This window comes from Nocardioides pacificus (assembly GCF_054775955.1).
In genome coordinates, this window is record NZ_BAAHCI010000005.1 from 1,408,224 (window position 1) to 1,435,212 (window position 26,989).

Annotated in this window: 22 protein-coding genes; 17 read left to right on the plus strand and 5 right to left on the minus strand. The window is 72.4% G+C overall.

Annotation, left to right across the window (positions count from 1 at the left end):
- The first annotated feature begins 106 nt into the window (after positions 1-106).
- The 11 genes from ACYU7L_RS09395 to ACYU7L_RS09445 all read left to right on the plus strand — a co-directional run bounded on the left by ACYU7L_RS09395 (position 107) and on the right by ACYU7L_RS09445 (position 12,099).
- A complete protein-coding gene (locus ACYU7L_RS09395; protein ID WP_460795404.1) occupies positions 107-1,486 on the plus strand; it encodes a flavin-containing monooxygenase in 1,380 nt (459 codons plus the stop codon).
- Complete coding sequence (locus ACYU7L_RS09400; protein WP_460795406.1) at positions 1,483-2,322, plus strand: SDR family NAD(P)-dependent oxidoreductase; 840 nt, start codon at positions 1,483-1,485, stop codon at positions 2,320-2,322. Before ACYU7L_RS09395 ends, ACYU7L_RS09400 begins: the two co-directional genes overlap by 4 nt.
- On the plus strand, positions 2,319-3,680 hold the full coding sequence (locus ACYU7L_RS09405; protein WP_460795408.1) for an MFS transporter: 1,362 nt from the start codon (positions 2,319-2,321) through the stop codon (positions 3,678-3,680). Before ACYU7L_RS09400 ends, ACYU7L_RS09405 begins: the two co-directional genes overlap by 4 nt.
- Positions 3,677-4,393, plus strand: a complete 717-nt coding sequence (locus tag ACYU7L_RS09410) for a TSUP family transporter (protein ID WP_460795410.1) — start codon at positions 3,677-3,679, stop codon at positions 4,391-4,393. Before ACYU7L_RS09405 ends, ACYU7L_RS09410 begins: the two co-directional genes overlap by 4 nt.
- Positions 4,394-4,525: 132 nt before the next feature.
- Positions 4,526-5,599, plus strand: coding sequence for a hypothetical protein (locus ACYU7L_RS09415; RefSeq protein ID WP_460795412.1), 1,074 nt, complete (start codon positions 4,526-4,528; stop codon positions 5,597-5,599).
- A gap of 44 nt (positions 5,600-5,643) precedes the next feature.
- Complete coding sequence (locus ACYU7L_RS09420; RefSeq protein WP_460795414.1) at positions 5,644-5,874, plus strand: FitA-like ribbon-helix-helix domain-containing protein; 231 nt, start codon at positions 5,644-5,646, stop codon at positions 5,872-5,874.
- Positions 5,861-6,253 (plus strand): type II toxin-antitoxin system VapC family toxin, encoded by a 393-nt coding sequence (locus ACYU7L_RS09425; RefSeq protein WP_460795417.1) that lies wholly within the window; start codon positions 5,861-5,863, stop codon positions 6,251-6,253. The genes ACYU7L_RS09420 and ACYU7L_RS09425 overlap by 14 nt, the downstream gene beginning before the upstream one ends.
- A gap of 139 nt (positions 6,254-6,392) precedes the next feature.
- Complete coding sequence (locus tag ACYU7L_RS09430; RefSeq protein WP_460795419.1) at positions 6,393-7,814, plus strand: HNH endonuclease; 1,422 nt, start codon at positions 6,393-6,395, stop codon at positions 7,812-7,814.
- A gap of 61 nt (positions 7,815-7,875) precedes the next feature.
- A complete protein-coding gene (locus tag ACYU7L_RS09435) occupies positions 7,876-10,650 on the plus strand; it encodes an alpha/beta hydrolase (RefSeq protein ID WP_460795421.1) in 2,775 nt (924 codons plus the stop codon).
- A 319-nt stretch (positions 10,651-10,969) separates the two neighbouring features.
- Positions 10,970-11,593 carry a C40 family peptidase gene (locus ACYU7L_RS09440; RefSeq protein WP_460795423.1) on the plus strand — a complete coding sequence of 208 codons (624 nt, stop codon included), beginning with the start codon at positions 10,970-10,972 and terminating at the stop codon, positions 11,591-11,593.
- A gap of 50 nt (positions 11,594-11,643) precedes the next feature.
- Positions 11,644-12,099, plus strand: a complete 456-nt coding sequence (locus ACYU7L_RS09445) for a winged helix-turn-helix domain-containing protein (protein ID WP_460795425.1) — start codon at positions 11,644-11,646, stop codon at positions 12,097-12,099.
- On the opposite strand, the gene ACYU7L_RS09450 is transcribed toward ACYU7L_RS09445, so the two are convergent.
- A complete protein-coding gene (locus tag ACYU7L_RS09450; protein ID WP_460795428.1) occupies positions 12,071-12,850 on the minus strand; it encodes an MOSC domain-containing protein in 780 nt (259 codons plus the stop codon). The two genes, ACYU7L_RS09445 and ACYU7L_RS09450, sit on opposite strands and share 29 nt — an antisense overlap.
- 71 nt (positions 12,851-12,921) lie before the next feature.
- Between ACYU7L_RS09450 and ACYU7L_RS09455 the strand changes: the two genes are divergently transcribed.
- Both ACYU7L_RS09455 and ACYU7L_RS09460 read left to right on the plus strand, forming a co-directional pair.
- A complete protein-coding gene (locus tag ACYU7L_RS09455; protein ID WP_460795430.1) occupies positions 12,922-14,469 on the plus strand; it encodes an alkaline phosphatase D family protein in 1,548 nt (515 codons plus the stop codon).
- An 8-nt stretch (positions 14,470-14,477) separates the two neighbouring features.
- Positions 14,478-17,747, plus strand: coding sequence for a DEAD/DEAH box helicase (locus ACYU7L_RS09460; protein WP_460795432.1), 3,270 nt, complete (start codon positions 14,478-14,480; stop codon positions 17,745-17,747).
- Positions 17,748-17,755: 8 nt separating this feature from the next.
- Here the strand turns inward: ACYU7L_RS09460 and ACYU7L_RS09465 are convergent, their stop codons facing one another.
- Positions 17,756-18,022 carry a DUF1876 domain-containing protein gene (locus ACYU7L_RS09465; protein WP_460795434.1) on the minus strand — a complete coding sequence of 89 codons (267 nt, stop codon included), beginning with the start codon at positions 18,020-18,022 and terminating at the stop codon, positions 17,756-17,758.
- Between the two features lie 179 nt (positions 18,023-18,201).
- Between ACYU7L_RS09465 and ACYU7L_RS09470 the strand changes: the two genes are divergently transcribed.
- Together ACYU7L_RS09470 and ACYU7L_RS09475 are read left to right on the plus strand one after the other, a co-directional pair.
- Positions 18,202-19,581: a wax ester/triacylglycerol synthase domain-containing protein gene (locus tag ACYU7L_RS09470; protein ID WP_460795437.1), complete on the plus strand. Its 1,380-nt coding sequence runs from the start codon at positions 18,202-18,204 to the stop codon at positions 19,579-19,581.
- Positions 19,578-20,537 (plus strand): Acg family FMN-binding oxidoreductase, encoded by a 960-nt coding sequence (locus ACYU7L_RS09475; RefSeq protein WP_460795439.1) that lies wholly within the window; start codon positions 19,578-19,580, stop codon positions 20,535-20,537. Before ACYU7L_RS09470 ends, ACYU7L_RS09475 begins: the two co-directional genes overlap by 4 nt.
- 3 nt (positions 20,538-20,540) lie before the next feature.
- Here ACYU7L_RS09475 and ACYU7L_RS09480 read toward each other — a convergent pair whose 3' ends face one another.
- Together ACYU7L_RS09480 and ACYU7L_RS09485 are read right to left on the minus strand one after the other, a co-directional pair.
- Positions 20,541-21,683, minus strand: a complete 1,143-nt coding sequence (locus tag ACYU7L_RS09480) for an acyl-CoA dehydrogenase family protein (RefSeq protein WP_460795441.1) — start codon at positions 21,681-21,683, stop codon at positions 20,541-20,543.
- Between the two features lie 11 nt (positions 21,684-21,694).
- Complete coding sequence (locus tag ACYU7L_RS09485; RefSeq protein ID WP_460795443.1) at positions 21,695-22,849, minus strand: acyl-CoA dehydrogenase family protein; 1,155 nt, start codon at positions 22,847-22,849, stop codon at positions 21,695-21,697.
- 221 nt (positions 22,850-23,070) lie between these two features.
- Here ACYU7L_RS09485 and ACYU7L_RS09490 point away from each other — a divergent pair, with 221 nt between their 5' ends.
- Together ACYU7L_RS09490 and ACYU7L_RS09495 are read left to right on the plus strand one after the other, a co-directional pair.
- Positions 23,071-24,789 (plus strand): purple acid phosphatase family protein, encoded by a 1,719-nt coding sequence (locus tag ACYU7L_RS09490; RefSeq protein WP_460795445.1) that lies wholly within the window; start codon positions 23,071-23,073, stop codon positions 24,787-24,789.
- Between the two features lie 182 nt (positions 24,790-24,971).
- Entirely contained in the window at positions 24,972-26,105 is a 1,134-nt protein-coding gene (locus tag ACYU7L_RS09495) for an LPXTG cell wall anchor domain-containing protein (RefSeq protein WP_460795447.1), read from the plus strand.
- Here the strand turns inward: ACYU7L_RS09495 and ACYU7L_RS09500 are convergent.
- Entirely contained in the window at positions 26,102-26,932 is an 831-nt protein-coding gene (locus ACYU7L_RS09500; RefSeq protein ID WP_460795450.1) for a YwiC-like family protein, read from the minus strand. The two genes, ACYU7L_RS09495 and ACYU7L_RS09500, sit on opposite strands and share 4 nt — an antisense overlap.
- Between the last annotated feature and the right edge of the window lie 57 nt (positions 26,933-26,989).

Sequence of the window (26,989 nt, forward strand, 5' to 3'; positions counted from 1 at the left end):
CCTGCGCCATGTTCCGGGCGGCGCCTACGCCCTACCGTTGTGCGGCCGGACAAGCTGTCAACAAACAGGTTGTCAGCAAACAGAGACCAACCCACGAGGAGAACAGATGAGCTCGCCCGCTCGCGTGGCCGTGATCGGCGCCGGTGCCGCCGGCCTGGCCGCCACCAAGGCCCTGCTCGACGTCGGAGCCGACGTCGTGGCCTACGAGAAGGGCGATCGCCCCGGCGGGCTCTGGGTGCGCGACAACAGCAGCGGACTCTCGCCGGCCTACGCCTCGCTGCACCTCAACACCAGCAAGGGCCGCACCGAGTTCGCCGACTTCCCCATGCCCGCGGAGTGGACCGACTACCCGTCCGCCGACCTCGTCGCGGGCTACCTCGCGGACTACGCGCAGACCTTCGGGCTGCTGGACCACGTCCGCTTCCACAGCACGGTGACGTCGGTCGACCGCGTGGACGACGGCTGGCTGGTCGGAGTCGAGGGCGAGGCACCCGAGCCTTTCGACGCGGTCGTCGTCGCCAACGGCCACAACTGGGACCCGCGCTGGCCCTCACCGGACTACCCGGGCACGTTCGCCGGCGCCCAGATGCACGCCCACGACTACCGCGACGCCGACGTGTTCCGCGACAAGCGGGTGCTGGTGGTGGGCATGGGCAACTCCGCGATGGACATCGCCGTCGACGCGTCGTACGTCGGGGGCGGACCGGTCCTGCTGTCCGCGCGCCACGGCGTGCACATCGTCCCGAAGTACCTCTTCGGCCGCCCCGCCGACGCCACCGGCGCCGCGCTGGCCGCCCTGCCGTGGCGGGTGCGCCAGGTCGTCGCCGAGACGATGCTGCGTCTGGCCGTCGGCACCCCGCAGAGCTATGGCCTCCCGGCTCCCGCCGGCGGGCTCTTCCAGAACCACCCCACGATCAGCGACACGATCCTGCACCGGCTCACCCACGGCGAGGTCGAGGCCCGCCCCGGCATCGAGCACCTCGACGGGGACCGGGTCGTCTTCACCGACGGGCGCAGCGACGAGGTCGACGTGATCGTGTGGGCCACCGGCTACCGCGTCACGATCCCGTTCCTGTCCACTCGCTGGCTCGGGGACGACCCCGAGGCGATGCTGCTGCACGAGCGGGTCTTCCACCTCGACGATCCCACCCTGGGGTTCGTGGGGCTGATGCAGTCGACCGGTGCCGCGCTCCCGGTCGTCGAGGCGCAGGCCAGGCTCTTCGCCGCCCACATCGGCGGTGACTACGCCCTGCCCGAGCACGCGGCTCGCCGGCGCGGCGCCGAGCGGGCGCTCGCCGCCGCCCGCAGCCGCTGGGGCGACAAGCGCCCGGCGATGCGCATCGACTTCGATCAGTACGTCGCGCAGGTCCCGCGCGAGATCGACGCCGGACGGGCCCGTCTCGCCGACGGTCTGCCAGGATTCGCCGGCCCAGCCACCCCCTCCGCCATCCCCTCCCTCCCCACGAACGAGCAGGTAGACGCATGAGCCGCCGCGACGCCACCGGACTGCGCGTCCTCGTCACCGGTGCCTCGGGCACCTTCGGCCGCGCGATCAGCGCCGAGCTGACGGCGCTCGGAGCCACGGTCGTCGGCCTCGACGTCGCGCCCCGCGCCGACGACCCGGTGCCGGTGCTGGCCTGCGACCTCACCGACGACGACGCCGTCCCCGTGGCGGTCGCCGAGGTGATCGCGCAGCTCGGCGGGCTCGACATCCTGATCAACAACGCCGGCATCGGCGGCCCCGCCCCGGCCGAGCTGGCCCCCGGCGCCGAGGTGCGCCGCCAGCTCGACATCAACCTGCTCGGCACCTGGCGGGTCACCGCCGCCTGCGTCGAGGCGCTGGTGGCCTCGCGAGGGCGGGTGGTGATGCTGACGTCGCGGATGGCCGTGATGCAGCTGCCCCTCGCCGCGGCGTACGGCGCGTCGAAGCGCGCGCTGGTGGCCTATGCCGACGCGCTGCGTCTCGAGCTCGGGACCCACGTCGGCGTCACCTGCGTCTATCCGTCTGCGGTGCGCAGCCCGATCCACGACTCGACGGCGTCGGCTGGGCTGTCGCTGGAGGGGATGAGCTCCTACGAGCCCCTCGAGGGCGTCGTGGACGCCGTGCTGGAGGCCGCGCTCTCGCGCCGTGCGCACCGCGACCTGCCGACCACCCGGCGCGGCGCTGTGGAGTTCTTCCTCGCCCGGCACCTGCCTGCGCTCACCGACCGCATCGTCGCCCGCACCTTCGCGAAGCGGGTCGCCTCGGGTGCCTTCGCGGGCGCCGAGCTCGCCGCCCGCGCGGTCGCCCGGCACAGGGCCCAGGAGAGGGGCCGAGGGTGAGCGTCACCCGCGAGGAGGTCGTCCAAGACGAGGGCTGGGGCAATCGCGCCCGCACCTCGCACCTGCTCGCCTACGGGTCCGGGTCGCTGGGGATGGGCGTGTGGGTCACCGTCCCCGGGCTGCTGCTCCTCTACTTCCTGACCAACACGCTCGGCGTCTCGCCGCTGATCGCCGGGCTCACGCTGCTGGTGCCCAAGATCATCGACGCGGTCGTCCACCCCGTGCTCGGGACGTGGTCGGACCGGGGCGCCCGCTTGGTCGGGCACCGGCGCCAGATGCTGGGCGTGGGGCTCTTCCTCGCCTTCGCGATGGCCGCGATGTTCACGGTCCCGGACGGGATCCAGGGTGGCTGGGCGGCGCTGTGGGTCGGCGGGTTCTACATCGTCGGCAACCTGCTCTTCGCCTGCTTCCAGGTGCCCTACCTGACCACGCCGTCCGACCTGCGCGTCGGCTACCACGAGCGGACCCGGATCTTCATGGTCCGGATGCTGCTGCTCACCGTCGGCCTGCTGGCCGCCGGAGTGCTGGCTCCGGCGCTCGTCGAGGACGGCGAGCGCGGCAGCTATGCCCGGATGGCGCTGCTGCTCGGCGGGGTGATGGTCGTCAGTGGATTCGTGGCCATCCGGGGAGTTCGTCGGCTCACCGAGACCTGTGGCTTCCGGATGCCCGACGAGCGGGCACACTCCACGCGTGCTGACCTCGCCCTCGCCTGGAGAGACCGGGACTTCCGGCTGCTCGTGCTGTCCTATCTCTTCACCGGCACCACGACCCACCTCGTCCTCGCGGCCGTGCCCTTCTATGCGGAGTACGTCCTCGACGACGGCGGTCTCACCGCGGTCCTCATGGGCGCCTTCCTCGGGCCGGCGGTCGTCGCCGGACCGGTCTGGATGGCGGCTTCGCGGGTGCTCGGCAAGCAGCGTGGCCTGCTCCTCGCCCAGGTGCTCTTCATCGTCGGCAGCGTCCTGCTGCTCTTCGGAGACGGCCTCGGCGTGCCCGCGACCGTCGCGATCGTCGTACTGCTCGGCATCTCGTTCGCCGGGCTGCAGCTGCTCGCCTTCTCGATGGTCCCCGACGCCGTCGCCGCGGCGGAGGAGCGCGGCTCGTCGCGCGCCGGTGCCTACACCGGCGTGTGGACCGCGACCGAGGCGGTCGGCACGGCGATCGGGCCCTACGTCTACTCCGCCGTCCTGGCGATCGGCGGCTTCGTGTCGGCGGTCGACGGCGACAGCGTCGCGCAGACCGACGGCGCCCTCGACGCCCTGCTCATCGGGTTCACCCTCGTGCCGGCGGTCCTGATGGCGGTCGCCGTGCTCTTCCAGCGGCTCTGCCGCCTGGACCACTCCGCGCCGCTGCGGTGAGCGAGGAGCTCCTCCTGGGCATCGCGCTGCTCGGGGTGCTCACCGGCGCGCTCGCCCAGGCGGCCACCGGCATGGGCTTCTCGCTCGTCGCTGCCCCGGTGCTCGTGCTCGCTCTCGGTCCCCGTGAGGGCGTCGTCGCCACGCTCGGCCTCGCCACGCTGGCGTCGCTGGTGCCGCTGGTGCGGGAAGTGCGCCACGTCCAGCCCGGAGCAGTGGCACGGCTGCTGGTGCCGACCCTGCTGTGCACTCCGCTCGTGGCATGGGCGATCCGGGGCGCCGACACGCGCTGGCTGGCCGTGGCCGGTGGGGTCGGCGTCATCGTGGCCGTGCTGCTGCTGGCGAGCGGACTGCGCTCGGTGTGGTTCCGCACCTCGCAGGCAGTCGTCCTCACCGGCGCGCTCAGCGCGCTGCTGAACGTAGTGGGCGGGGTCGGTGGGCCGCCCGTGGGCCTCTATGCGGCGAACGCCGACTGGGAGCCCCGCACGCTGCGGGCGAACCTGCACGGCTTCTTCGTCGTGCAGAACGCCGTGACCGCGTTGGTCCTGGGAGTGCGCCTGCCCAGCCTCCCGGAGCTGGCCGTGCTCGGTGTCGGCACGGCGGCGGGCCTGTGGCTCGCCGGGCGGATGGCGCCGGCCGCGGCGCGGGCGGGGGTGCTGGGGGTGTCACTGATCGGTGGCGTGGGGCTGCTGGCCGGCGCGGCGATGTCGGGCTGAAAGGGGTTATCCACAGCTGCACATCCGGGTCTGGTCTCGATGCCGTGAGAGGTCTTGGCTGGAGGCATGTCGAGATCACGTCGCGCCCGCCAGTCACCCCGCCAGTCGTCCCGCCCACGCCCCGAGCCGCGCATGCCGCTCGCGCCTGGTGATCCACTGGTCCGCCTCTTCCGCGCGATGGTCGCGGCCGACCGCGCCGAGGTGGCGGGCGACGCCGCCTTCGCCCTGCAGATCGTCCGCGCCCACCCGCTGGGCCCGGACGGGAGGGCGTTCTGGCGTCCGTGGCGGGTGCTCGCGCTCGAGCAGCTCGTCGAGCTGGGGCCGGCCCGACCTTGGTGGGTGACCTCCCGCTGGATGGCGGCGCAGGCCCTGCAGCACGTGGACGTCTCGACCCGTGAGCGCTGCAACAAGGCGCTCGATGTGGCGGTCGACCTGCTGGGCGGTACGGCCGGGCTCCCCGGCGTCGACCAGACCGACCGGAACTGCCAGGTGATGGACCACGACTGGGTCTACCGCCAGGTGCACCTCTTCGAGCTGGGCGGTCTCGCCGACTTCGTGCACCGTGTCGCCTCCCGTGAGCTGATCCGCGAGGCCGAGGACATGAAGGGATGGCTGCAGGCCCCGATGGGCGGCTATCGGCTGGTGGGGACGCAGCAGGGGAGCGTCACCTGGGAGGACCTCGCCGGCGACGACGTCGTCACGACGCTCGACACCGGTGCGGCAGCGCTGGTGCTTCCGGGGGAGACGGTGCTCGGCCGATTGGTGCCGGCCGGTGCCGACAGGATCTTCGAGAGCGTCCCGCTGCGCGTGGCCCCTGAGCTCGCGGCCGCTGTCGCTGCGTCTCCGGCCGGCTGGCTGACGCTGATGCGGCAGACGGACGAGAGGCCGGACACCTACCTGACTCCGGGGACAGGGCTCGCCTCCGACCTGCGGGTCGACGTCCTGGACGCGATGGGAGGCGGGCTCGGCGTGGTGCTGGAGACACTCGACCGCCTGGCCTGCGGGGACGACGCGACACCTCCTGGCGAGGTCGACCTCTGGACCGGCTGCGCCGCGGCGCTCGTCAGACCCGGCACGCTGAGCGCGCTCACCCGGCGGCTGGGCCCGCAGGACGTCCCGCTCGTCGAGCGGCTGGGCGAGCGGCTCCCGGAGCCGGCCGCCTCGTTGTGCGATCTGCTGCTGGGACGGCTCGCGGCAGCGGCGTGAACAGCGGGCTTCTCGGGGGCGAGGAGTGGCGCCATAATGGCGCCATGCCCAGTGTCCAGATCAAGGATGTGCCGGATGAGACGCACGCCGTGCTTCGACGGCGCGCGGCGGCAGCGCATCAGTCGCTTCAGGAATACCTGCGAGCTCGCCTCATCGCGGAGGCCGCTCAGCCGACGCTCGACGAGGTGCTCGATCGAGCAAGCGCACGATCGGGTGGGTCGGCTCCCTTGGCGGAGTCGGTGACGGCGCTCCGGGCCGAACGTGCTCGTCGTTGACGCGAGCGTCCTCGTTGCGGCACTGGCTGACGACGCTCGCGACGGCGACGCAGCGAGACTCAGGCTCCGGGGCGAGCGGCTGCTCGCCCCGGAGCTGATCGACCTCGAGGTCGCCTCGGTCCTTCGTGGACGTCTCGCAGGGGGGCACCTCGAGTCCGGGCGAGCGGAGCTCGCCCTCGCGGACCTGGCCGACCTTCCCCTTCAACGAGCTCCCCACCGACCACTGCTCGGGCGCTGCTGGGAGCTGCGGGCCAATCTGTCCGTCTATGACGCGGCCTACGTAGCCCTCGCAGAGGCGCTGGGGGCAGACCTCGTGACAGCGGATGCACGTCTGGCGCGCGCGCCGGGGGTGCGGTGCCGGATCGAGGTTTTGTGCTAGGTCGCCGGGTTGTCGGCGGTCCCTGCTGGACTGGTCTGGTGCCGGATCGGCGGCACAGGCCAGCGGGGGGTCTTGATCTCATCCACAGATCCCGCACGAGGGGTTCCACAATGATGCGGCCCTGACTACAATCGCTCGTATGTTTGAACTTTTCGGCTACGACCTCGAGGCAGGCTCCGGTGGCGACACTGCCGGCGTGGCCGGGTCGAGCGTGCCGGTCGAGTCGGGTGTTGATCCGGGTGTTGATCTGGGTGCGGTGTGGGTCGAGATGCTGGCCGGCATCGATGGCGATGACCTGTCTGATGGGGCGTTGGTCGATGAGCTGGCGGCGTTGGAGCGCCTCACGGGTGCCGCGGCTGCGGCGAAGGCGCGGTTGACCGCGCAGCTGCACGCGAGGCGGCTGGTGGGGGATGCCGAGCGTGGTGTCCCGACGCAGCGGTGCGGGCGGGGTGTGGCCCACGAGGTCGCGCTGGCCCGCCGGGAGTCCCCGCACGCGGGCCGCCAGCACGTGGGTCTGGCGGTGGCGTTGGTCAAGGACATGCCCGTGACGCTGGCGGCGTTGGCGGCCGGGGAGATCAGTGAGCAGCGGGCGATGGTGATGGTCCGCGAGAGCGCCGACCTCTCCGGCGAGGACCGCGCCTGTGTGGACGCGACGCTGGGGCCGGTGCTGGGGTCGATGGGCAACCGTGAGGTGATGCTCGCGGTGCGGCGGATGGTCTGTGACCTCGATCCTGAGGGTGAGGCGGATCGGGTGGAGCGGGCCAGGGCCCGGCGTCGGGTGACCAGTCGGGGTCTGGGGCACGGGATGATGCGGATCACCGCGGACGTGCCGTCGTGGGACGGGTACGTCGCGATGCAGGCCTTGCGTGAGCACGCGGACTTCCAGCGGGTCAGCGGTGTGGACACCCGCAGCCGGGACCAGGTGATGGCCGACGAGTTCCTGGCGCGCCTGGGGGAGCCCACCACCCCTCGGGCGCGGCGCATCGAGATCCAGCTGGTGATGAGTGCCGAGATGCTGCTGGGCGCGGACCGACGCACTCCGGCGCATCTGGTGGGCTATGGCCCGATCCCGGCCCGGGTCGTGGCCGACCTGCTGGCGGACCCCGAGGGCGAGGTCACGATCCGGCGGTTGTTCGCGAACCCGGCTGACAACGCGCTGGTCGCGATGGACTCGGCCGCCGAGCTGTTCTCCGGGCGGTTGCGGCGGATGGTGTTCGCCCGCGACGGCGAGACCTGCCGTACGCCCTATTGCGACGCGCCCGTGCGTCACGCCGACCACATCACCCCACGACATCAGGGCGGGGCGACGACTCTGGAGCAGGGCCAAGGGCTGTGCGCGGCGTGCAACTACGCCAAGGAGTCACCCGGGTGGCGACATCGCACCACCAGCCGACGCTATGAGCGCCACACCGTGGAGGTCACCACCCCCACCGGACACACCCACATCTCCCAAGCCCCACCGATCCCGGTGCCGGTGCCCGCAGCACCACCACCCAGCAGCACCCTCGAGCTCCACTTCGTCTCAGTGATCTACAAGCTCGACGTCGACCTCGGCGCCTAGGTTCGGTATTCCGCCCCGTGATATCCCCACATCCGAGCTCGATCGGGCACAAGATGAGGCTATGAAGCTTCGGGGTGTCCTGCCGCTGTCCGTGTGTGCGCTGCTGCTGGCCGGGACCCCGGTCGCGGTGGCCGGCCCGGGGGACGACCCCGTCGTCCGTCCAGGCACCACCCAGCGAGCCGCCCCGGCGCAGGCCGGGGACATCGGCGTGTGGGACGTCGTGCAGACCGGTGTCGGCGAGTTCGCCGTCTCCTGGACCTCGCCGCGCCCCTTGCCGATCACCTCGTCACGCCCGCAGATCGTGCAGCGTCTTACAGACAGGGGAGAGACCGACCTGGGCGCGACCGTCGTCGCCGAGAACGGCCGGACGGTGACCGTGACGGTGGCCGCCGACCGCGCGCCCGACACCTCGACCCTCGACGTCGTGCTGTCGGGGCGCACGCTGGACGGGACGAGCAGTGCGCCGCAGGAACCCGACCTCAGGGAGGTCGCACCGACCGCCCCGGAGCCGGCTCCGCTGCTCGACATCGACCCCGGTGTGCCGGGTGACCTGGCGGTGACCACGTCCGACTACACGCTCGACAGCTTCGCCTACCCGGGCATGAAGGGCGCCTTGGAGATGGTCGGACACGTGGTGCGGCCAGCGGACGGCCAGGGCGTCCAGGACGCGCCGCTCGTGCTGTTCCTGCACGGCCGGCACAACCCCTGCTACTCACCGAAGAACCCTGATCGCTACAGCAGCGCGTGGCCCTGCGACAACCGGACCCGACCGGTCCCCAGTCAGCTGGGCTACGACTACATCCAACGGGTGCTGGCGAGCCAGGGCTATGCGACGGTCTCGGTGGCGGCCAACGGGATCAACGCCCAGGACGGCGTGAAGATGGACGGCGGCGCCGCCGCCAGGGCCGAGCTGGTGCGCCGCCACCTCGATCAGTGGGCGACGTGGGCGGCCGACGACACCATGGACGTCGACCCGCGCAACGTGATCCTGGTCGGCCACAGCCGTGGAGGCGAGGGCGTCAACCGGGCCAGTCAGGACATCGCGCTCACGGCGCCCTACCGCGTCACCGGCCAGGTGCTCCTGGCGCCGACCAACTTCGCGCGTCAGACCGCGGCCTACGTCCCGACCGTGACCGTGCTGCCCTACTGCGACGGTGACGTCATCGACCTGCAGGGCCAGATCTTCACCGACATCGCCCGTGACCTGACCTCCGACGACACGTCGTTGCGCAGCACCGCCCTGGTGATGGGCGCCAACCACAACTTCTTCAACACCGAGTGGACCCCCCGGATCTCTGCGGCCCCCTCCTTCGACGACTGGGGCGGCCGCACGGGAGTCTGCGGCCGCACCAGCCCCACCCGCCTTCGGGCACCCGCCCAGCGCAAGGTCGGCAAGGCGTACGTCGCCGGCGCCGTCCAGCTGATGACCGGGCGCGACGCACGTGCCCTCGCCATGTTCGACGGGACCCACGCCCGGGTCGCCTCGGCGGGCGCCGCCGACGTCCGCACCCACGCGATCGGAGCCGGCCGGAGGATGGTGGCGCCGGGCGCCGACGCCACGCTCGCACCCAGCGAGGGGGCGCGGACCCAGCTCTGCAAGGGGCTGGCGGAGGGTCGTGGTGACGCCGCCTGCGGCCGGTTCTCCAACACGATCAACGCCCCGCACTGGGTGCCGGGCTACCCGCGCGGCATCCCCTGGACCCGTGCCTTCGAGATGGCCTGGACAGCGGCCGGACAGAGCGGCGGCCTGCTGCTCAGGCAGCCCCTCGACCTGAGCGATGCAGCCAGTCTGGACCTGCGCACGATCGTCGACCCGAGCCTGGGCAACGTCCGGCTCGGCGTCCGTGTCACCGACGCCGCCGGCGCCTCGGTCGTCGTGGCGCCCGAGCAGGACCGCCTCCTGGCGCTGCCGCGCGACCGCGGTGACGAGACGCTCGGCAAGCACATCGCCCAGACCGTGCGCGTCCCCGTCGCGGCCCTCACGGGCATCGACGTGGCCCAGGTGGCCCGCGTCGACCTCGTGGGCAACAGCCCGGACGGTCGGGTGTGGGTCCTCGACCTGGGTGCGGTGCCCGCCGGCCCGCTGGCGGCGGCACCGGACAAGCGGCTGGCCCAGGTCAACTTCGGCACGATCCGCCAGCAGGAGGGGGACTCCGGTGAGGCACAGGTCGTCGTGCCGTTCCGGGTCAGCGGCACGCTCACCGAGCCGGCCAGGTTCGTGGCGCTCGTGCAGGAGCAGGACAGCGAGAAGCCCCGGCGCGTGGTGGTCGACCTGGCCCCGGGAGCCACGACCGGTGGCGTCGAGCTGCGCGTGGTGCCCAACCTCATCGACGACCTCGACGTGCGCTGGACCTTCCTCCAGGCCTTCGCGCTCCGCGGTGCCATGCCCAGCCAAAGCATCGGGCGTGCGCTCATCCTCGACGACGACCCGACCCCGCGCGTGCGCGTGCGCACAGTCCCTCGCTCGGTCACCGAGGGCGGTCGGGCCATCTGGCGACTGACGCTGTCGGCGCCGACCGGGTACGACGTCTACCTCGACGCGCGCTTCGTCGCCGGGACCGGACCGGGTCCCCGCCTCAGCGTGGGGGACGTGCCACGGGGCTGGATGAAGGAGACGTTCGGCCTGCCGGACGTGCCTGCGGGCACGCCGTTGCTGGGACGTGACTTCCAGATCTACCGGTACCTCCCCGCCGGCACCCGCAACGTCGTGGTCAAGGTCCCGCTGCGACGCGACGGCGTACGCGAGCCCACGGAGCGGGTCACCCTGCGCTTCCGCTCGTCGCAGCCGCGCTTCGCCGAGGAGAGGACGGTCAGGGTGCGCGACGCCTCGAAGTAGACGTCGAGCCGTGAGCAACGTCACGGGGCCGTGAGTTGACGAACGGCCCGCAGTTGCTGGCACCATCGATGACCTGTCCGGGCCCCCGCCCGGTCAGAATCGCTCCGCACCCCGCCGGAGCCGCCTGGACCGCGCCGAGGCCCGTCACGTCGCCAGGTTGAACACGACCCAAGGAAGTGCAGAGACGGGCACGGGAGACCCAGGCAGTACGCCCCACGCGTGAGAGCGCGGGGCTCGGGGTGAAGTCGAGCAGCGCTCGACCGGGCACGGCGCCCGAATCCGACAGGACTCCTTCCGCAGGCGTTGCCGAGGATCATCTGTGAACCACGCCCTGAACGGCGCGCTGTCGCGCGCCCGCACCCTTCTCCTCACCGTCGTCGCCAGCTTCGTGCTGACCGGCGGGCTCGTCGTCGTGGGTGGTGCCGCACCCGCGGATGCCGCCGGCGCGAGCGTCCTCTCCACCGCGGACACGACCACCACGACCACCACGACCCAGGCCGAGCGCCGGGCCGAGCGCCGCGCTGAGCGACGGGCCGAGCGTCGTGCCGAGCGCCGGGCGGAGCGTCGGGCCGCACGCAAGGCCCTGGCCCGGCGTGGCGAGCGGGTCATCAAGGTGGCGCGCAACCAGTCGGGCGACCCCTACCAGTACGGCGCCACCGGCCCCAACGCCTTCGACTGCTCGGGTCTGACCCAGTTCGTCTACCGCAAGGCGACCGGCAAGAAGCTGCCGCGCACCTCCTCGGCGCAGGCCGGTCACTCCAAGCGCATCAAGCGTGCCAACGCGCGCCGCGGTGACCTGGTCTTCTTCCACGACGGTGGCGGTGTCTACCACGTTGCGATCTACGCCGGTCGCAACCAGGTCTGGCACTCGCCGAACTCCGGCTCGCGCGTGCACAAGGCCAAGATCTGGACGCGCAGCGTCTTCTTCGGCCGGATCCGCTGACCTTCGGGCCGAGGACGGGCGGCTGTGAGGGGCCGACTAAAGTGTTCGCGATGAGTGCGTCAGTCGAGGACTACTGCGATCTGTGTGACCTCCCGAGGTCACAGTGCCCCCACGGTCGCCCGCCCAAGCCGGTCGAGCCGGCCTCCGCGCCGGTCGCCAAGCCGGCCCCCCGCCGGACGGCCCGGACCACCAGCACCCGCACGCCCGGCGCCCCCGCCAAGCCGGTGCGCCGTCGCTGGACGCCGGCGGATGACCTCGAGCCCCACATCCTCGCCGTGCTGCGCGAGACCGGGGGCGAGCTGGACGCCGACGACGTGATGCGCGAGCTGGAGACCCGGCTCGAGGACCAGCTGCTCGCCGGTGACCGGGAGACGACGCCCGAGGGCGAGCTGCGGTGGCGCTACGCGGCCCGCAAGGCCCGTCAGTCGCTGGCGCGCCAGGGGCTGATGGCCACCGGGCGTCCCGGGGTCTGGCAGCTCACGCCCCAGGGGCTCCAGCAGGACTGACGGCGTCACCCGGCCGGATCGTGCCGGGCACGGTCACCTCGGCGTCGACGCCGAAGCACAGGTCGCCCGTGGCCGCGTCGCGCGGACGGTAGCTGGCCAGCGTCTTGAGCACGGCGGCGTCCTTCACGCCCGTCGCCGGCTCGTGGTCGATGACGGCGCAGCGCGGCACCCGCCCGCGGACCCGCACGACGGCATCGCCCAGCGTGATCTCGCGGCCCACCCACTCGTCCTCCTGGTGGGGCACATGGCCGTCCACCTCGACCGTGGCGCGGAATCGGGCGCTCTGCCCGGCCAGCTCGGGTCGCCCCATCCGAGAGGCGAGCTCACGCATCGACGCGGTCGACACGATCGTGACCGACGCGCCGTACACGACCTGTCCGCGCGGCGCCGCCGCCAACCGGACCGGCCTGCCCAGGTAGGACGAGAACAGGTCGGAGTGCGGGCCGTCGAGGAGCTCCAGCTCGGCCGTGCGACCCCAGTAGTCGCAGGCCAGTCGCTCGCCGGTGGGCGCGGGGACGCCGCGCGCCGCCTCGCCGCCGGGCAGGACGACGTCGAGCGAGCTTTCGCCCGACTCCACCGACACGGCCAGCAGCGAGGGGTTCTGCACGGTCCGCAGCACGCGGGCGGCGTCGACGTCGACCAGGCAGAAGGCGCGGTCGCCCACCGGGCCGCGGGCATCGAGCAGCACCTGGCCGTACGACGTGTGGCGGGTGCCCTTGATCGCGGCGAAGCCGACCTGCTGGATCTGCATGGGGCGAGCCTGCCACGAGCGGTCATCTGATGGTCGTCCTCTCGTCATCCGGGCGCGGCAGGGTGCTGGGCATGACTGAACTCGGGCTTCCTCGTCGCTCCCTCCTCCAAGCCGGTGTCGCAGCCGGCGCAGTCGCCGCCGTCTCCGGTGCGGCCCCGGCACGTGCCTCCGGGCCGGCGCTCGTCCGCCGCCGGCTGACCCTCCCCTCCGGCGTCCAGACCGGCGACGTCACCACCGGCTCCGCCGTGCTGTGGGCCCGCTCGTCGGGACGCGGCCGCCTCGTCGCCGAGATCACCAGCGGCCGGCGACGTCGTACCGTCCGGGGGCCCTGGGCCACCGACGCGAGCGACCTCACCGCCAAGATCGCCCTCGACGGGCTGCCGCCCGGACGCGAGTACGCCGTGGAGCTGGCCTTCGAGGACGCCCAAGGCCATCGGGGCGAGCGGCAGCGGGCGACGTTCGCCACGGCCGCGGTGCACCCGGCCCGCACCAGCTTCGTGTGGACCGGTGACACCTGCGGGCAGGGCTGGGGCATCAACCCCGACCTCGGCGGGCTGGTCGGCTATCGGGCGATGCACGAGACCCGCCCCGACTTCTTCATCCACGCCGGCGACACGATCTATGCCGACGGTCCCCTCGCCGAGGAGGTCGTCGAGCCCGATGGGCAGCTCTGGCGCAACCTGGTCACGCCCGAGGTCAGCAAGGTCGCCGAGACCCTGAGGGAGTTCCGCGGGCGGCACCGCTACACGATGCTCGACGACAACGTCCGGGCGATGTATGCCGAGGTGCCGCTGGTGGCGCAGTGGGACGACCACGAGACCACCAACAACTGGTGGCCCGGAGAGGTGCTGGAGGACCCGCGCTACACCCAGGAGCGGCGTGTCGACGTGCTGGCCGCCCGCGCCCGACAGGCGTGGGAGGAGAACATGCCGATCGCCTCCCCGCGGCGCGGCCAGACGCGGATCTATCGCAAGGTCGCGCGCGGGCCGCAGCTCGACGTCTTCTGCCTCGACATGCGGACCTTCAAGGACCCCAACACCCCGGGGCTGGAGCAGGAGCGCACGCACATCCTGGGTCAGGAGCAGGTCGACTGGCTGATTCGCGAGGTCAGGCGGTCGAAGGCGACGTGGAAGGTGATCTCCGCCGACATGCCGCTGGGCCTCGTCGTGCCCGACGGACCGGTCGACCAGGAGAGCCTCGCCAACCGCGACCCGGGCGCGCCGCTCGGCAAGGAGCTCGAGATCGCCGCGGTGCTGTCGGCGTTCAAGCGCCACGGCGTGCGCAACGTCGTGTGGATCACCGCCGACGTGCACTACTGCGCCGCCCACCACTACGACCCCGCGCGAGCCGGCTTCACCGACTTCGACCCGTTCTGGGAGTTCGTCGCCGGACCGATCGCGGCGGGCACCTTCGGCCCCAACGACCTGGACGCCACCTTCGGCCCGGAGGTGGTCTTCTCGAAGCACGCCGCCGCGCCCAACGAGTCCCCGCGGCACGGCAACCAGTTCTTCGGCCACGCCGAGATCGCGCGCGACGGGCGGCTCACCGTCAGCTTGCGCGACCTGGCCGGGACGGTGCTGTGGACGAAGGACCTGGAGCCGCGACGCGCGGGTGGATAATCGCTGAGGTGCACCCCCTCCTCCTCCTGCTCGACGACGCGGCGCTCGGCGTTACCTTCGGCGCCACGACGCTGCAGCGGGCGCGGGCCTATGTGCGAGAGGGCAACGTGCGCCAGGTGGACGTCGTCGAGGACGTCCCCCACGAGATCCTGATCGAGGCCGAGGTGGCCGGGAGTCGGGGGGTGGTCTACGACGTCGGAGTCATCGTGATGCGCTCGCGCGGCCGCGTCCTGGCTCACGGCGACTGCTCGTGTCCTGTCGTGGTCAACTGCAAGCACGCAGCAGCCGCCGTCATCGCGCTGCGCGGACGCCCGGCGTCCGCGCGCCACCTGCACGCCGTGCCCGGCTGGGGCGCCCAGCTCGAGGCGGTGCTCGACGAGCTGGAGAGCTCGCAGGCGGTGGCCGACAAGCCGCTCGCGCTGCAGTTCGAGCTGCGCCCCGCCCGCTCCGGACACGCACCGGGGATCCGGATGCGGCCGCTGCAGCGCGGAGCGCGCGAGCGCTGGATCAAGTCGGGCATGGGGTGGGGCGAGGTGGCGCGGGCGCGCTATCTCTCCGGCTACGACAAGAGCCAGGTGGAGGTGCTCGCCGAGCTGGCCCGCGCGGTCCAGGGCGACGCCTACTACTACCCCTCCAACGCGCAGCCCGAGCTCGCCGACTTCGGCCCCGCGCTGTGGCTGCTGCTGCGCCGCGCCCGCGAGACGGGGGTCGCCTTCGTCGGCGCCGGGACCATCGGCTCCGTCGAGCTGAGCGACGACCCGGTCCGCGTGCTGGCCGACGTCGTCGACGCCGCCGACGGGACCCGACTGCAGGTGGGCGCACGCCACGGCGAGCGGTGGTGGCCAGCCGGGAGCGTGGTGCCGGTCGGCGGCCACGGCCTCGCGCTGCTCGGCGCCGGGACCGGACTCACCGGGCGCTCCCGCGACCTGGTGCTGGCTCCGGCCGAGCGGTTCCTGCCGGACTCCGTGCGCCGGCTGCTGACGAACGTGGACGCGGTCGTCGTGCCGCCTGCGGAGCGCGACCGGCTGACCTCCGACTACCTGCCCCGCCTGGGCCACCACCTCGACGTGGTCTCCTCCGACGGCTCGGTGGCCGTCCCCGAGGACCACCCGCCGGTGCTCACCCTCACCGTCACCTGGGAGGGGGCCTTCCGGGTCGGTCTCGCGTGGGGCTGGCGCTATCAGCTGGGCGACGAGCGCCACGACTTCGCCCTCGACAGCGACGACGGGCTGCGCGTCGTACGACGGGTGCGCGCGGAGCGCGAGCACCTCGATCGCCTCCGGGCGGCCTGGAAGGGCTGGGACGTGGGCGCGGAGGAGCTGCTGGCCGGTCCCGAGGGCGACCCGACCCCACGCCGTGAGCTGGCCGACGTGGAGGTGCTGACGTTCCTCGACGCGGTGCTGCCGGCGCTGCGGTCCGACCCGCTCGTGGAGGTCCTCGAGGAGGGGACCGAGCCGGAGCACCGCGAGGCCGACGGCGACCTCGACATCCGCTTCGACCTGGTCGCCGGCGAGGGGGCCGGCGAGGGGGCCGGGCCGACCGACTGGCTCGACCTGTCGGTGGCGATCACCATCGACGGCGAGACCGTCCCGCTCGCGGACGTGCTGGCCGCGCTCACCTTGGGCCAGGAGCGGATCTTCCTGCCCAGCGGGACGCACCTGGCGGCCGACCACCCCGAGCTGACCCGACTGGGCGAGCTGGTGCGGGCCGCGAGCGAGCTGGTCGAGCAGGACGGCGACGGGGTCCGCGTGGGACGCCACGACCTCGGGTTGTGGGGCGAGCTTGCCGAGCTCGGGATCGTCGACGCCCAGGCGGCCCAGTGGGTGGCCTCGGCGCAGGCGCTGCGCGACCTGGCCGGCCTGCCGGAGATCGAGCCCAAGGGCATCGTCAGCGACCTGCGCGGCTACCAGCTGGAGGGGTTCCGCTGGCTGGCCTTCCTGTGGCAGTCCGGCCTGGGCGGGATCCTGGCCGACGACATGGGGCTCGGCAAGACCCTGCAGACCCTCGCCCTGATCAGCCACGCCCGCATCGAGGGAGCCGGACCGTTCCTGGTCGTGGCACCTACCAGCGTCGTCTCCGGCTGGGCGCACGAGGCGGCCCGGCACGCCCCCGGGCTCGACGTCCGCACCGTCGCGTCGTCGGCGCGCAAGCGGGGCACGGGCCTGGCCGACACCGTCGCCGGAGCCGACGTCGTGGTCACCTCCTACACGCTGCTGCGCCTCGAGGCCGAGGAGTACGCCGCGCTGCCGTGGGGCGGTCTGGTGCTCGACGAGGCCCACCAAGTGAAGAACCACCAGGGGAAGACCTACCAGGCCGTGCGGCGCCTGGACGTCCCCTTCCGGCTGGCGCTGACGGGCACTCCCTTCGAGAATCGGCTGATGGAGCTGTGGTCGCTGCTGTCGATCGTGGCGCCGGGGCTCTATCCCTGGCCGAAGAAGTTCACCGAGCACGTCGTCGTGCCGGTCGAGAAGCAGGGCGACCAGGCGGCGCTCGCGCGCTTCCAGCGCCGGATCCGGCCGTTCCTGCTGCGGCGCACCAAGGAGCTCGTGGCCTCGGACCTGCCTCCCAAGCAGGAGCAGGTGCTCGAGGTGACGCTCAGCGCCAGGCACCGCAACGTCTACGAGACCCACCTGCAGCGCGAGCGCCAGGCGGTGCTCGGCCTGGTCGAGGACTTCGACCGCAACCGGGTCGCGATCTTCCGCTCGCTCACCAAGCTGCGTCAGCTCAGCCTCGACGCCGCCCTGGTCGACGAGGCCCACGAGGGACTCGGCTCAGCCAAGCTCGACGTCCTCGTGGAGCACCTCGTCGAGCTGGTCGCCGAGGGACACCGCGCACTGGTGTTCAGCCAGTTCACGACCTTCCTGCGGCGAGTGCGTGAACGGTTGAGCGTCGAGGGCATCGACACGGTCTACCTCGACGGCAGGACGCGCGACCGGGGCCAGGTGATCGCCGACTTCCAGAGCGGGCAGACCCCCGTCTTCCTGATCAGCCTGAAGGCCGGCGGTGTGGGGCTGACCCTGACCGAGGCCGACTATGTCTTCGTGCTGGACCCGTGGTGGAACCCCGCCGCCGAGGCGCAGGCCGTCGATCGGGCGCACCGCATCGGCCAGCTGAGGCCGGTGATGGTCTATCGCCTGGTGGCCACCGACACCATCGAGGAGAAGGTGATGGCGCTCAAGGAGCGCAAGGCCGCGCTGTTCAGCCAGGTGCTCGACGGCGGGGCCGCGATGACGGCGGGCATCGACGCCGACGACGTGCGCGAGCTCTTCGGGGACTGATCCGGGGCTCAGCCGGGATGCCCTCGACGGTCGCGCTGGAGGGCGGCGAGGTCGTCGACGGTGGCGCTGAGCAGGTTGTGCGCGAGGTCGGACAGGGCCCGCGACACCGCCAGCTCCTCACCGATCTCGGGCACGTCGGGATCGTGCGGGTTCAGCCGAGCCAGGCCCGACCCGCTCATCGATGTCGCACTGCCGGTGTGCAGGCGTGCCTCGGCGTGGGTGCACCCCTCGTCCTCGCCGATAAGGACTTCGACGGTCCAGGTCCTGGTGTGCATCGCTCCTCCTCGAGCCCGGTCCTTCTCGCTCAGTCAACGACCGTCCCCCGGAATGCGGCCAGGGTCTTTCGTCACGTGGCCGGTGCCCGTTTGCCCCTCGCGCCGGGCCGGAGTGGGCGAGACGTTGGCATCACGGCCGGGCGCGGGCCGTGGGTGCCGGCGTCGGCCAGGGGCCTGCGATGACCGAGTTCATGAGATCCAGCGATGCCTTCACCTGGGCGATGGAGAAGGACGCCCGACTGCGCTCCACGGTGGTCAGCATCGTGCTGCTCGATCGCTCGCCCGACTGGTCGGTGCTGGTGGAGCGTCTGGATCGGCTCACCCGGACCGTCACCACGCTGCGGCACCGGGTGGTCGAGTCGTCGACCCCGGCCCCGCCGCGCTGGGAGCCCGACCCGGACTTCGACCTCGACTATCACGTGCGACGGGTCACCGCGCCGCAGCCGGCCACCTTCGAGACCGTGCTCGACATGGCGAGGCGCGCGGAGATGGGGGACTTCGACCGGGCGCGTCCGCTGTGGGAGGTCACGCTCGTCGACGGCCTCACCGAGGGTCGGGCGGCCCTCGTCTTCAAGCTGCACCACTCGCTCACCGACGGCATCGGGGGAGTGCAGCTGGCGATGATCCTCTTCGACCTGACTGCTACGCCCACGGATCGTGGCCCGATGCCCACGCTGCCCAACCTGCTGGACCCGGCGGTGTGGGACGGGGCGGCGCTGGTCGCCCGCTACAACGCCGACCTCGCGGGCCGGGCCGCGAGGTCGATGCTCCGCTCCGCGCCGGGCCTGGTCGTCTCCAGCCTGCTCGCGCCACGTCGTACGGCCTCCGAGGCGCTGGCGGTGTCGGCGTCGGTCTATCGCACGGTCCGTCCGATCAACCACACCGGCTCACCGCTGATGACCCGGCGCAGCCTGGTGCGTCGGCTCGGGGTCCACGAGGTGCCGCGCACCGAGCTGCTCGAGGCCGCCCACCTGGTCGGGGGGACCCTCAACGACGCCTTCCTCGCGGGCGTGGCGGGTGGGCTGCGGCGCTACCACGAGCGGCACGGGGTCGAGCTCGACGCAGTGCACGTCGCGATGCCGGTGAGTCTGCGCGCCGACGGCGACCCGGTGGGCGGCAACCGGATCACGCTGATGCGCTACGACATCCCCGTCGGTGTCGTCGACCCGGTGGAGCGGATGCGGTTGATCCACGACCTGGCCGCCCAGGTGCGAGCCGAGGAGTCCCTGCCGCTCACCCAGCTGATCGCGGGAGCCCTCAACCTGCTGCCGCGCTGGTATGTCGGCGCGATCCTGCGTCACGTCGACGTCGTCGCCAGCAACGTGCCGGGCATCCCGGTGCCGGTGTATGTCGGGGGTGCCCTGGTCGTGGGGCAGCATCCCTTCGGCCCGACCATCGGTGCCGCACTCAACGTGACGTTGATGACCTACGTCGACAGCTGCGCCATCGGCATCAACGTCGACACCGGTGCGATCCCCGACTTCGACGTCTTCCACGCCTGCCTCGTCGAGGGGTTCGAGGAGGTGCTGGGGACCGTCGAGGCGACGGCAGGCGGGTGAGCCTCGCGGGCCTGGTGCGCCACGCCGTCCGGGCGCCCTCCGGTCACAACAGCCAGCCCTGGCGCTTCGAGGTGGAGGGGGAACGGCTGTTGCTGCGGCCGGACCGCCGTCGCGCCCTGCCCGTGGTCGACCCTGAGGATCGTGAGCTGACGATCAGCTGCGGGGCTGCGCTGGGACATCTGCGGGTGGCGATCGGGCATGCCGGTCACGTCGGTGACGTGCGGGTGGTGGCCGACGACGCCCTCTTCGCGAGCGTGGGATGGGGCCCGAAGGAGTCAGGCAGGGCGGGGTCGGGCGACCAGGGCCTGTTCGCCGCGATCGAGAGCCGCGTCACCGACCGCGGGCCGTACGACGCGCGGGCCGTGCCGCCGGAGGTGCTGGACCGGCTCGCGCAGGACTCGGCAGAGGAGGGCGTCGGTCTGCTGCTCATCGGTGACGCGGACCGCCCCGCCCTCACCGACCTGGTCGTCGAGGGAGATCGGCTGCAGTTCGCGGACCGCGCCTTCCGGCGCGAGCTGGCGGCGTGGATGCGGCCCAACCACAGCAGCCAGGGGCTGGGGATGCCGGGGTGGGTGCACGGGCTGGGCGCCGCGCCGGCCCTGGTGGGACCGCTGGTGATGCGGGCCGTCGACCTGGGGGAGAGCCAGGCTCGCAGGGACCTGACGCTGGCGGCGGCGGCACCGGTGCTGGCCGTGCTCACCACGGCCGGCGACTCCGTGGCCGACTGGCTGGCGACCGGTCAGGCGCTCTCGACGCTCGTGCTGCGCGCAGCCTCCTGGGGGCTCTCGGTGTCCTACCTCAACCAGCCGGTCGAGGTGAAGACGCTGCGCCCGCGACTGGCCGAGCTCGTCGACGGCGCCACTCCGCAGCTGGTGCTGCGGCTGGGGTACGGCGTGGGGCGGCCTCCGACGCCGAGGCTGCCCGTGGCGGACGTCCTCGGCGCCGGAGGCGACTAGCCCCTACGACAGCGGCTCGACCTCGTCGTGGTCACCGACACTCGCGGCCAGACGCGTGAGGTGGTGGTTGCCGTCGCCGAGCAGGTGGTCCAGGGCGGTGAGGTGGCTGGTGTAGCTGCCAACGCTGTACTCCGCCGTCATCGCGATCCCACCGTGCAGCTGGATCGCCTCCTTGCCCACGTGCCGGCCGGCCCGGCTGACCTTCAGCGCCGCCCGGGACGCCGCCGCCGCGACCTCCTCGGCAGAGCCGGCGACCAGCACCATCGAGGCCCACAGCGCGATGCTGCGCGCGAGCTCGAGGGAGACGTACATGTCGGCCGCCCGGAAGTTCAGCGCCTGGAAGGTGTTGAGCGGGACGCCGAACTGCTTGCGGCTCTTGAGGTAGTCGGTCGTCGTCGCCAGGGCGAACTCCATGGCGCCGATCGCCTCGTTGCAGGCTGCCACCCGCGCCCCGTCGAGGGCCCGGGCGATGACGCCGGTCCGGTCCCCGCCCTCACCGAGAGGGGTGGCGACCGCGCCGTCGAACACGATGCGCGCAGCGCGGCCCCCGTCATGGGTCGGGTAGCCCTCGCGGGCGACCCCGTCAGCGTCGCCGGCGACCAGGAAGAGCCCGGTGCCACCGTCGGTCAGCGCCGCGCTCACCACGAGCAGGTCCGCGCGGGCACCGTGCGGCACCGGCTCCTTGACACCGCTCAGCGTCCACGCCCCGCCGCTCTCCGCGGCGGTCACGGTCGTGGCCGACGCCGACCAGCGGCTGCCCGGCTCGGCGTGAGCGAAGGTCAGCACGCTCTCCCCGGCCGACAGCGCGCCCAGCACCTCGGCCCGCTGCTCGGCGCTGCCGGCCCCGGCGACGACGCCGCCGGCCAGCACGACCGACGTCAGGAACGGCTCGGGAGCCAGGCTGCGGCCGATCTCGGTGGCCACGATGCCGACCTCGATCGGGCCGGCACCCATCCCGCCGTCCTCCTCGGCGAACGGCAGGCCCAGGACGCCCATCTCTGCGAGACGGGCCCACAGGGACTCGTCGAAGCCGGGCTCCTCGGCGACCGTGCGGCGGCGCTGCTCGAAGTCGGCGTACGTCTTGCCGACCAGTCCGCGGACCGCTTCACGCAGCGCGAGCTGCTCCTCGTCGTACTCGAAATCCATGTCGTCGCCCTTCAGAGCCCGAGGATCGTCTTCGCGATGATCTGCCGCTGGATCTCGTTGGACCCGCCGTAGATCGACGCCTTGCGGAGGTTGAGGTAGACCGGTGTCGCCCGCCGGCCCCATTCGGGGAGGTCGGAGCCGTCGCCTGCGCCGGAGGCCAGCGAGGCCGGCCCGGCGATGTCGACGACGAGCTCGCTGACCTCCTGCTGCAGCTCGGTGCCGCGCAGCTTGAGCACCGACGAGGCCGGGTGCGGCTTGCCGTCGGCGGAGTCGGCGACCACGCGCAGCGCGGTGAGCTCGAGCGCGAGCAGCTCGTTCTCGAGGTCGGCGATCCGGGCCGCGAGCAGCGGGTCCTCGGCCAGCATCGGGCCGGCCCACTCCTTGGCCTGGGCCAGGACGCGCTTGCTCGCGCCCACGGGGGCGACGCCGACGCGCTCGTTGCCGAGCAGGAACTTGGCGTAGTCCCAGCCGCGGTTCTCCTCGCCGACGAGGTTCTCCGCAGGCACCCGGACGTCCTCGAACCAGACCTCGTTGACCTCGTGGCCGCCGTCGATCAGCTCGATCGGACGGACCGTGAGCCCGGGGGTCGTCATGTCGATGAGCAGGAACGAGATCCCGCGCTGCTTCTTGGCCTCGGGGTCGGTGCGGACCAGGCAGAAGATCCAGTCGCCGTACTGGCCGAGCGTGGTCCACGTCTTCTGGCCGTTCACGACGTACTCGTCCCCGTCGCGGACCGCGGTGGTGCGCAGCGAGGCGAGGTCGGAGCCGGCGTCGGGCTCGGAGAAGCCCTGCGACCACCAGATGTCGAGGTTGGCGGTCGCCGGCAGGAAGCGCTCCTTGATCTCCTGCGAGCCGAAGGCCGCGATCACGGGCCCGACCATCGAGGCGTTGAAGGGGAGCGGGGAGGGCACGGAGGCCCGCTGCATCTCCTCGTGCCAGATGTGGCGGCGAAGCGCGCTCCAGCCACGCCCACCCCACTCCGTGGGCCAGTGGGGGACGGCGAGACCGTGCGCGTTGAGGATGCGCTGGCTCTCGACGATCTGGTCCTTGGTCAGCTCGCGGCGATGCGCGACGGCGTCGCGGATCTCCTGCGGGATCTTGGTGGTGAAGAAAGTGCGCATCTCCTCGCGGAAAGCGGCGTCCTCGGCGGACAGCTCCAGCTGCATCGGCAAGCCTCCTGGGTCGTGGTGCCGGGGCCATCATGACCTGCCCCGACAACTCGCGCACCCGGTCTGGGCGGGTCGTCCAAACACCTGACGAGGGTGTCGGGCGCACCGCACGAGTCGAAGGGGCGACCGGGGCGTCGTAACCCTCGAGATTCACCTCCCGCCGACCGAGAGTTGGGGAGATGATCACCTCGGGCTGTCGTAGTGGGAGGGTGACGAGGATGAAGCTCAGGACGACCCTGCTCGCGCTCACGGGGCTGGGCCTCGCGCTCACCGGGGCGACGGTCCCCGCGGTCGGGAGCGAGACGGCATCGGCGGGGGCGCCGTCGCGGATCATCCTCACGCCCACGGCCGCTCCGGAGACCTCCCAGAGCATCAGCTGGCTGGGCGCGAGCGCGGCGGAGAGCGAGGGCGCCGTCCAGGTCAGGCCCGCGGCCGGGGGCACGGTCCGCACGGTCGCGGCGCGCTCGGCCGGGCTGTCCGGCGGCAGCTCGGTCCCGCACTTCTCGGTCACGGTCACGGGACTGACCGAGGGCACGGCCTACACCTACCGGGTCGGGCACGGCGCGACGTGGAGCTCCTGGCAGCGCTTCAGCACCGCCGACGACACCAGCGCCTCCTTCGACTACCTCTACTACGGCGACGCCCAGCTCGGCCTCGACACCACCTGGCCCCGGGTGGTGGCGATGGCTCGGGCGAAGGCCCCAGCCGCGGTCGGGTCGGTGCACGCCGGCGACCTGATCGACACCGGTGGGAACGACGCTCAGTGGGCCGCCTGGTTCGCCGGCATGGGGAGGGCGGCCGCCACGACCAACGTGATGGCCGCGCCCGGCAACCACGAGTACTCCGGCGACCGCCTGCTGCGGTCGTGGAAGGCGCACTTCGAGTACCCGCTCAACCAGCCGACCCGCAGCACGATCGGGGAGCTGGCCGCACGTGCGGACGGCGACACCGCCGTCGCGCGCCAGTACGCGGCCTATTTCGACCACTGGAGCGAGTTCGCCGCCGAGACGGTCTACTTCACCGACTACCAGGGCGTCCGGTTCATCACGCTCAACGCGACGCGCGACACGACGTTCCTGGCGCCCGAGTCGGTGCCGGCCTGTCTGAGCCTGCAGTGCCCGGCGTTCAAGGTCGCCGAGGTCTGGACGCAGTACCAGGCCGCCTGGCTCGACCACGTGCTGGCGAGCTCGCCGTCGAAGTGGAACGTCGTGACGTTCCACCAGCCGGTCTACAGCGCGTCGTCGGGACGCGACGAGCCGGTGCTGCGCAAGCACTGGTTGCCTCTCTTCGAGAAGCACGACGTCGACCTGGTGCAGATGGGCCACGACCACGTCTATGCCCGCGGGTACAAGGTCGTCGACGGGCCGGTGTACGTCGTGTCGAACGCGGGCGCGAAGCACTACGACCTGGCCCCGGCCGACGACAACGTCTGGACCCGCAACGGCGCGACCCAGGTCAAGCGCGGCCAGGACTTCTCCACCTTCCAGGTCGTCTCCGTCTCCCGCAACCGGCTCGTCTACCGGTCCTACCTCGCCGAGAAGACCTCGAGCAGCACCACGCAGCTGCCTGTCGGTGCCCTCTGGGACGAGCTCACGATCATCAAGGGCGATGACGGGAGCAAGACCGTCACCGAGGGGGCCGTGGCCAAGCAGGCGACGAGCATCCGGCTGGGCCGCGTCGTCCTCCGGCGAGGCCGCCCGGGCGTGGTGCGGGTGATCGCCTCGCAGGCCGGGTGGGCGCGTGTGGTGCTCCGTCGCGGCGAGCGCACGAGGCGTACGACGGTGCCGGTGCGAGCCGGCCGGCCGGCCGCCGCCCGCTTCGACAGAGTCACCCATCGGGGCCCTCTCCGGGCGCGGCTGGTCGTCCGATTCGTGCCGGCCGACGGCGCGTCGTACGCCGCATCATCGGCGAGCCGGAGGGTCCGGATCAGGCGCTGAGCCGCCGGTCCCAGGACACAGCAGGGCCCCAGCGCGGTGCCGGAGGACACGTCTAGTCCACGGCGGGGACACATCGCTGCCTCTGGCCGTTTCGGGGCCTGATTCGTCCGTACGGTCACCGAGTCGCGGAACTCTTTCGTGACAACGATTCGTGGGGGCAACAAGTGAACAGAATGCTGAAGATGGCGCTTGCCATAGCGCTGGCCGTGATCGGATCGGTGACCTTCGCAGGTCCCGCCGCGGCCCACCACCTCGATGTCGAGGCGTCCGTCGTGTGTGGGGACACACCGGACACCTGGGACGTCACCTGGACCGTGCGCAACTGGCAGGATCCCGATCCCGCCAACACCGCCACCGTGACCGCGTCCTCGCGTCCGGTCGTCGCCGTGGGCGGCACCTTCGCCCCCGGCCAGGCACGCACCTTCACCGAGACGGTGAGCGCGACCACTCCGCTGACCCTCCAGGTGAGCTTCCGCTGGGCCAACGGCAACGCGGGCTCCGCGACCGGATCGGCCGCCGGCTTCCCGGACTGCGCCCCGGTGCTGGTCGACGTGACCGCGGCGGCGCCGAGCGTCACCCCGGCCACCTGCACGACCGACGGCACCCTCGTCGTCCCGGCCGACACCGCCGAGGTCAGCTACACCCAGACGCCTGACGGCTCCGGGCCCGGCACCTACGTGGTGACCGCGACCGCCGGCCCCGGCCACCAGCTGGTCGGCACCGCGACCTGGACCCTCACCGTCCCCGACCGCAGCTCGGTGCTCGACTGTCTCGTGGACGTCCGCCCGGTCGCCCCGAAGGTCAAGGCAGTCGGTGACTGTGACACGACCGGCTCGGTGACGATGGCGGTCACCGAGGGCGTGCGCTACGTCCTGACCCGCGGCAACGGCAGGACCGGCGCCTACGAGGTCACCGCCTCCGCGCTGCCGGGCTACGCCCTCGTGGCCGGTGCCCGGACCGTCTTCTCCGGTGACCTCGGCGAGCGCGTCGCCTGCGAGACCGGCACCGACGGGGACCCGGCCACGCCGGACACCGCTGTTCCGCCGAAGACCCAGCCGCCGAAGACCCAGCCGCCGAAGACCCAGCCGCCCGTGAAGCAGAACCCGCCGGTGACCACCACGGGAAACCCCGTCACGGGCTTCCCCACCACGGGCACTCCGACGACCACCGTGAGCGCCCCGCCCGTGCTGCCCGCGACGGGCGCGGACGAGAACCTGATGGCCCTCTCGGCCACCGGCCTCGGTCTGCTCCTGGCCGGCGGCACCATGCTTCTGGTGAGCCGCCGCAGGGTCCCCTGCCGAGGGCTCGCCGGCTAACCCCAGCGAGCAGCGACGACGCCGGCGACCACGAGCAGGAAGCCGGCGAGCTCGAGCAGGCCGATGCGTCCTGGACGCATCGGCCTGCGGCGCGCTACCACGAAGGCCCGGACCGCCAGTGGGACGAAGGCCGGCACCAGCCACAGCCCCTCGGGCAGACCCCAGAGGAGCGCCAGCCCCAGGACGGCCGGCACGGAGGCGACCGCGAAGACGCGAGAGGCCCGGGCGAAGCGCGGGTCACGCCGCTCGCGGATCAGCGACTTCACGTGCAGCGTCGAGCCCAGCAGGAGCAAGGCGCAGAGAGCCGCCACCACCGCGAGCCGGGTGGTGGCGGCTTCGTCGATGGGAGGCAGCCAGGTCCGCTCCCCGACGGCGAGCGCGCGTACGACGAGCACCATCAGCGTGCACTCCGCGATCAGCACCAGGTCGTTGCCGAGCGCGCGCTCGCGGTTGCGACGGGCGTAGTGCAGGTTGATCGCGAAGCCGACCAGATAGAGCGCGCCCACCCACATCAGCCACGGCCGGACCACCAGGAGGGCCAGGGCCGGGGGAGCGGTGACGGCGAGCCAGAGGACGAACGGGCGACGGAAGCGCTGGGAGCGTCGCGCGCGGACCAGACCGGAGGCCGCCCACGACATCGGATAGGCAGCCACCCAGGCCAGGGCGAGCAGCAGGATCAGCGGGGTCCAGGGAGAGACGAGTGCGCCCAGCACCAGCGGCAGGATCAGGAAGGCCCAGGCGCCGTGCTGCTCGGGGAACAGGCTGCCGACGCTCCGGGGGCCACGAGTGGCGCTCGTCACGGCGGTTCCCGTTCCGGAAGTGCTCATCCGGCCCATTCAAGAGCCTCGAACAGGGCCGCAGTAGGGACCATGGTCCCGTCCGTC

What these genes read in the sequence shown, in the direction of transcription:
- ACYU7L_RS09395 (WP_460795404.1), top strand. Translation starts at nt 107, where the DNA reads ATGAGCTCGCCCGCTCGCGTGGCCGTGATCGGCGCCGGTGCCGCCGGC.
- ACYU7L_RS09400 (WP_460795406.1), top strand. Translation starts at nt 1,483, where the DNA reads ATGAGCCGCCGCGACGCCACCGGACTGCGCGTCCTCGTCACCGGTGCC.
- ACYU7L_RS09415 (WP_460795412.1), top strand. Translation starts at nt 4,526, where the DNA reads ATGCCGCTCGCGCCTGGTGATCCACTGGTCCGCCTCTTCCGCGCGATG.
- ACYU7L_RS09420 (WP_460795414.1), top strand. Translation starts at nt 5,644, where the DNA reads ATGCCCAGTGTCCAGATCAAGGATGTGCCGGATGAGACGCACGCCGTG.
- ACYU7L_RS09430 (WP_460795419.1), top strand. Translation starts at nt 6,393, where the DNA reads ATGTTTGAACTTTTCGGCTACGACCTCGAGGCAGGCTCCGGTGGCGAC.
- ACYU7L_RS09435 (WP_460795421.1), top strand. Translation starts at nt 7,876, where the DNA reads ATGAAGCTTCGGGGTGTCCTGCCGCTGTCCGTGTGTGCGCTGCTGCTG.
- ACYU7L_RS09445 (WP_460795425.1), top strand. Translation starts at nt 11,644, where the DNA reads ATGAGTGCGTCAGTCGAGGACTACTGCGATCTGTGTGACCTCCCGAGG.
- ACYU7L_RS09450 (WP_460795428.1), bottom strand. Translation starts at nt 12,850, where the DNA reads ATGCAGATCCAGCAGGTCGGCTTCGCCGCGATCAAGGGCACCCGCCAC.
- ACYU7L_RS09455 (WP_460795430.1), top strand. Translation starts at nt 12,922, where the DNA reads ATGACTGAACTCGGGCTTCCTCGTCGCTCCCTCCTCCAAGCCGGTGTC.
- ACYU7L_RS09465 (WP_460795434.1), bottom strand. Translation starts at nt 18,022, where the DNA reads ATGCACACCAGGACCTGGACCGTCGAAGTCCTTATCGGCGAGGACGAG.
- ACYU7L_RS09470 (WP_460795437.1), top strand. Translation starts at nt 18,202, where the DNA reads ATGACCGAGTTCATGAGATCCAGCGATGCCTTCACCTGGGCGATGGAG.
- ACYU7L_RS09480 (WP_460795441.1), bottom strand. Translation starts at nt 21,683, where the DNA reads ATGGATTTCGAGTACGACGAGGAGCAGCTCGCGCTGCGTGAAGCGGTC.
- ACYU7L_RS09485 (WP_460795443.1), bottom strand. Translation starts at nt 22,849, where the DNA reads ATGCAGCTGGAGCTGTCCGCCGAGGACGCCGCTTTCCGCGAGGAGATG.
- ACYU7L_RS09490 (WP_460795445.1), top strand. Translation starts at nt 23,071, where the DNA reads ATGAAGCTCAGGACGACCCTGCTCGCGCTCACGGGGCTGGGCCTCGCG.
- ACYU7L_RS09495 (WP_460795447.1), top strand. Translation starts at nt 24,972, where the DNA reads ATGGCGCTTGCCATAGCGCTGGCCGTGATCGGATCGGTGACCTTCGCA.
- ACYU7L_RS09500 (WP_460795450.1), bottom strand. Translation starts at nt 26,932, where the DNA reads ATGAGCACTTCCGGAACGGGAACCGCCGTGACGAGCGCCACTCGTGGC.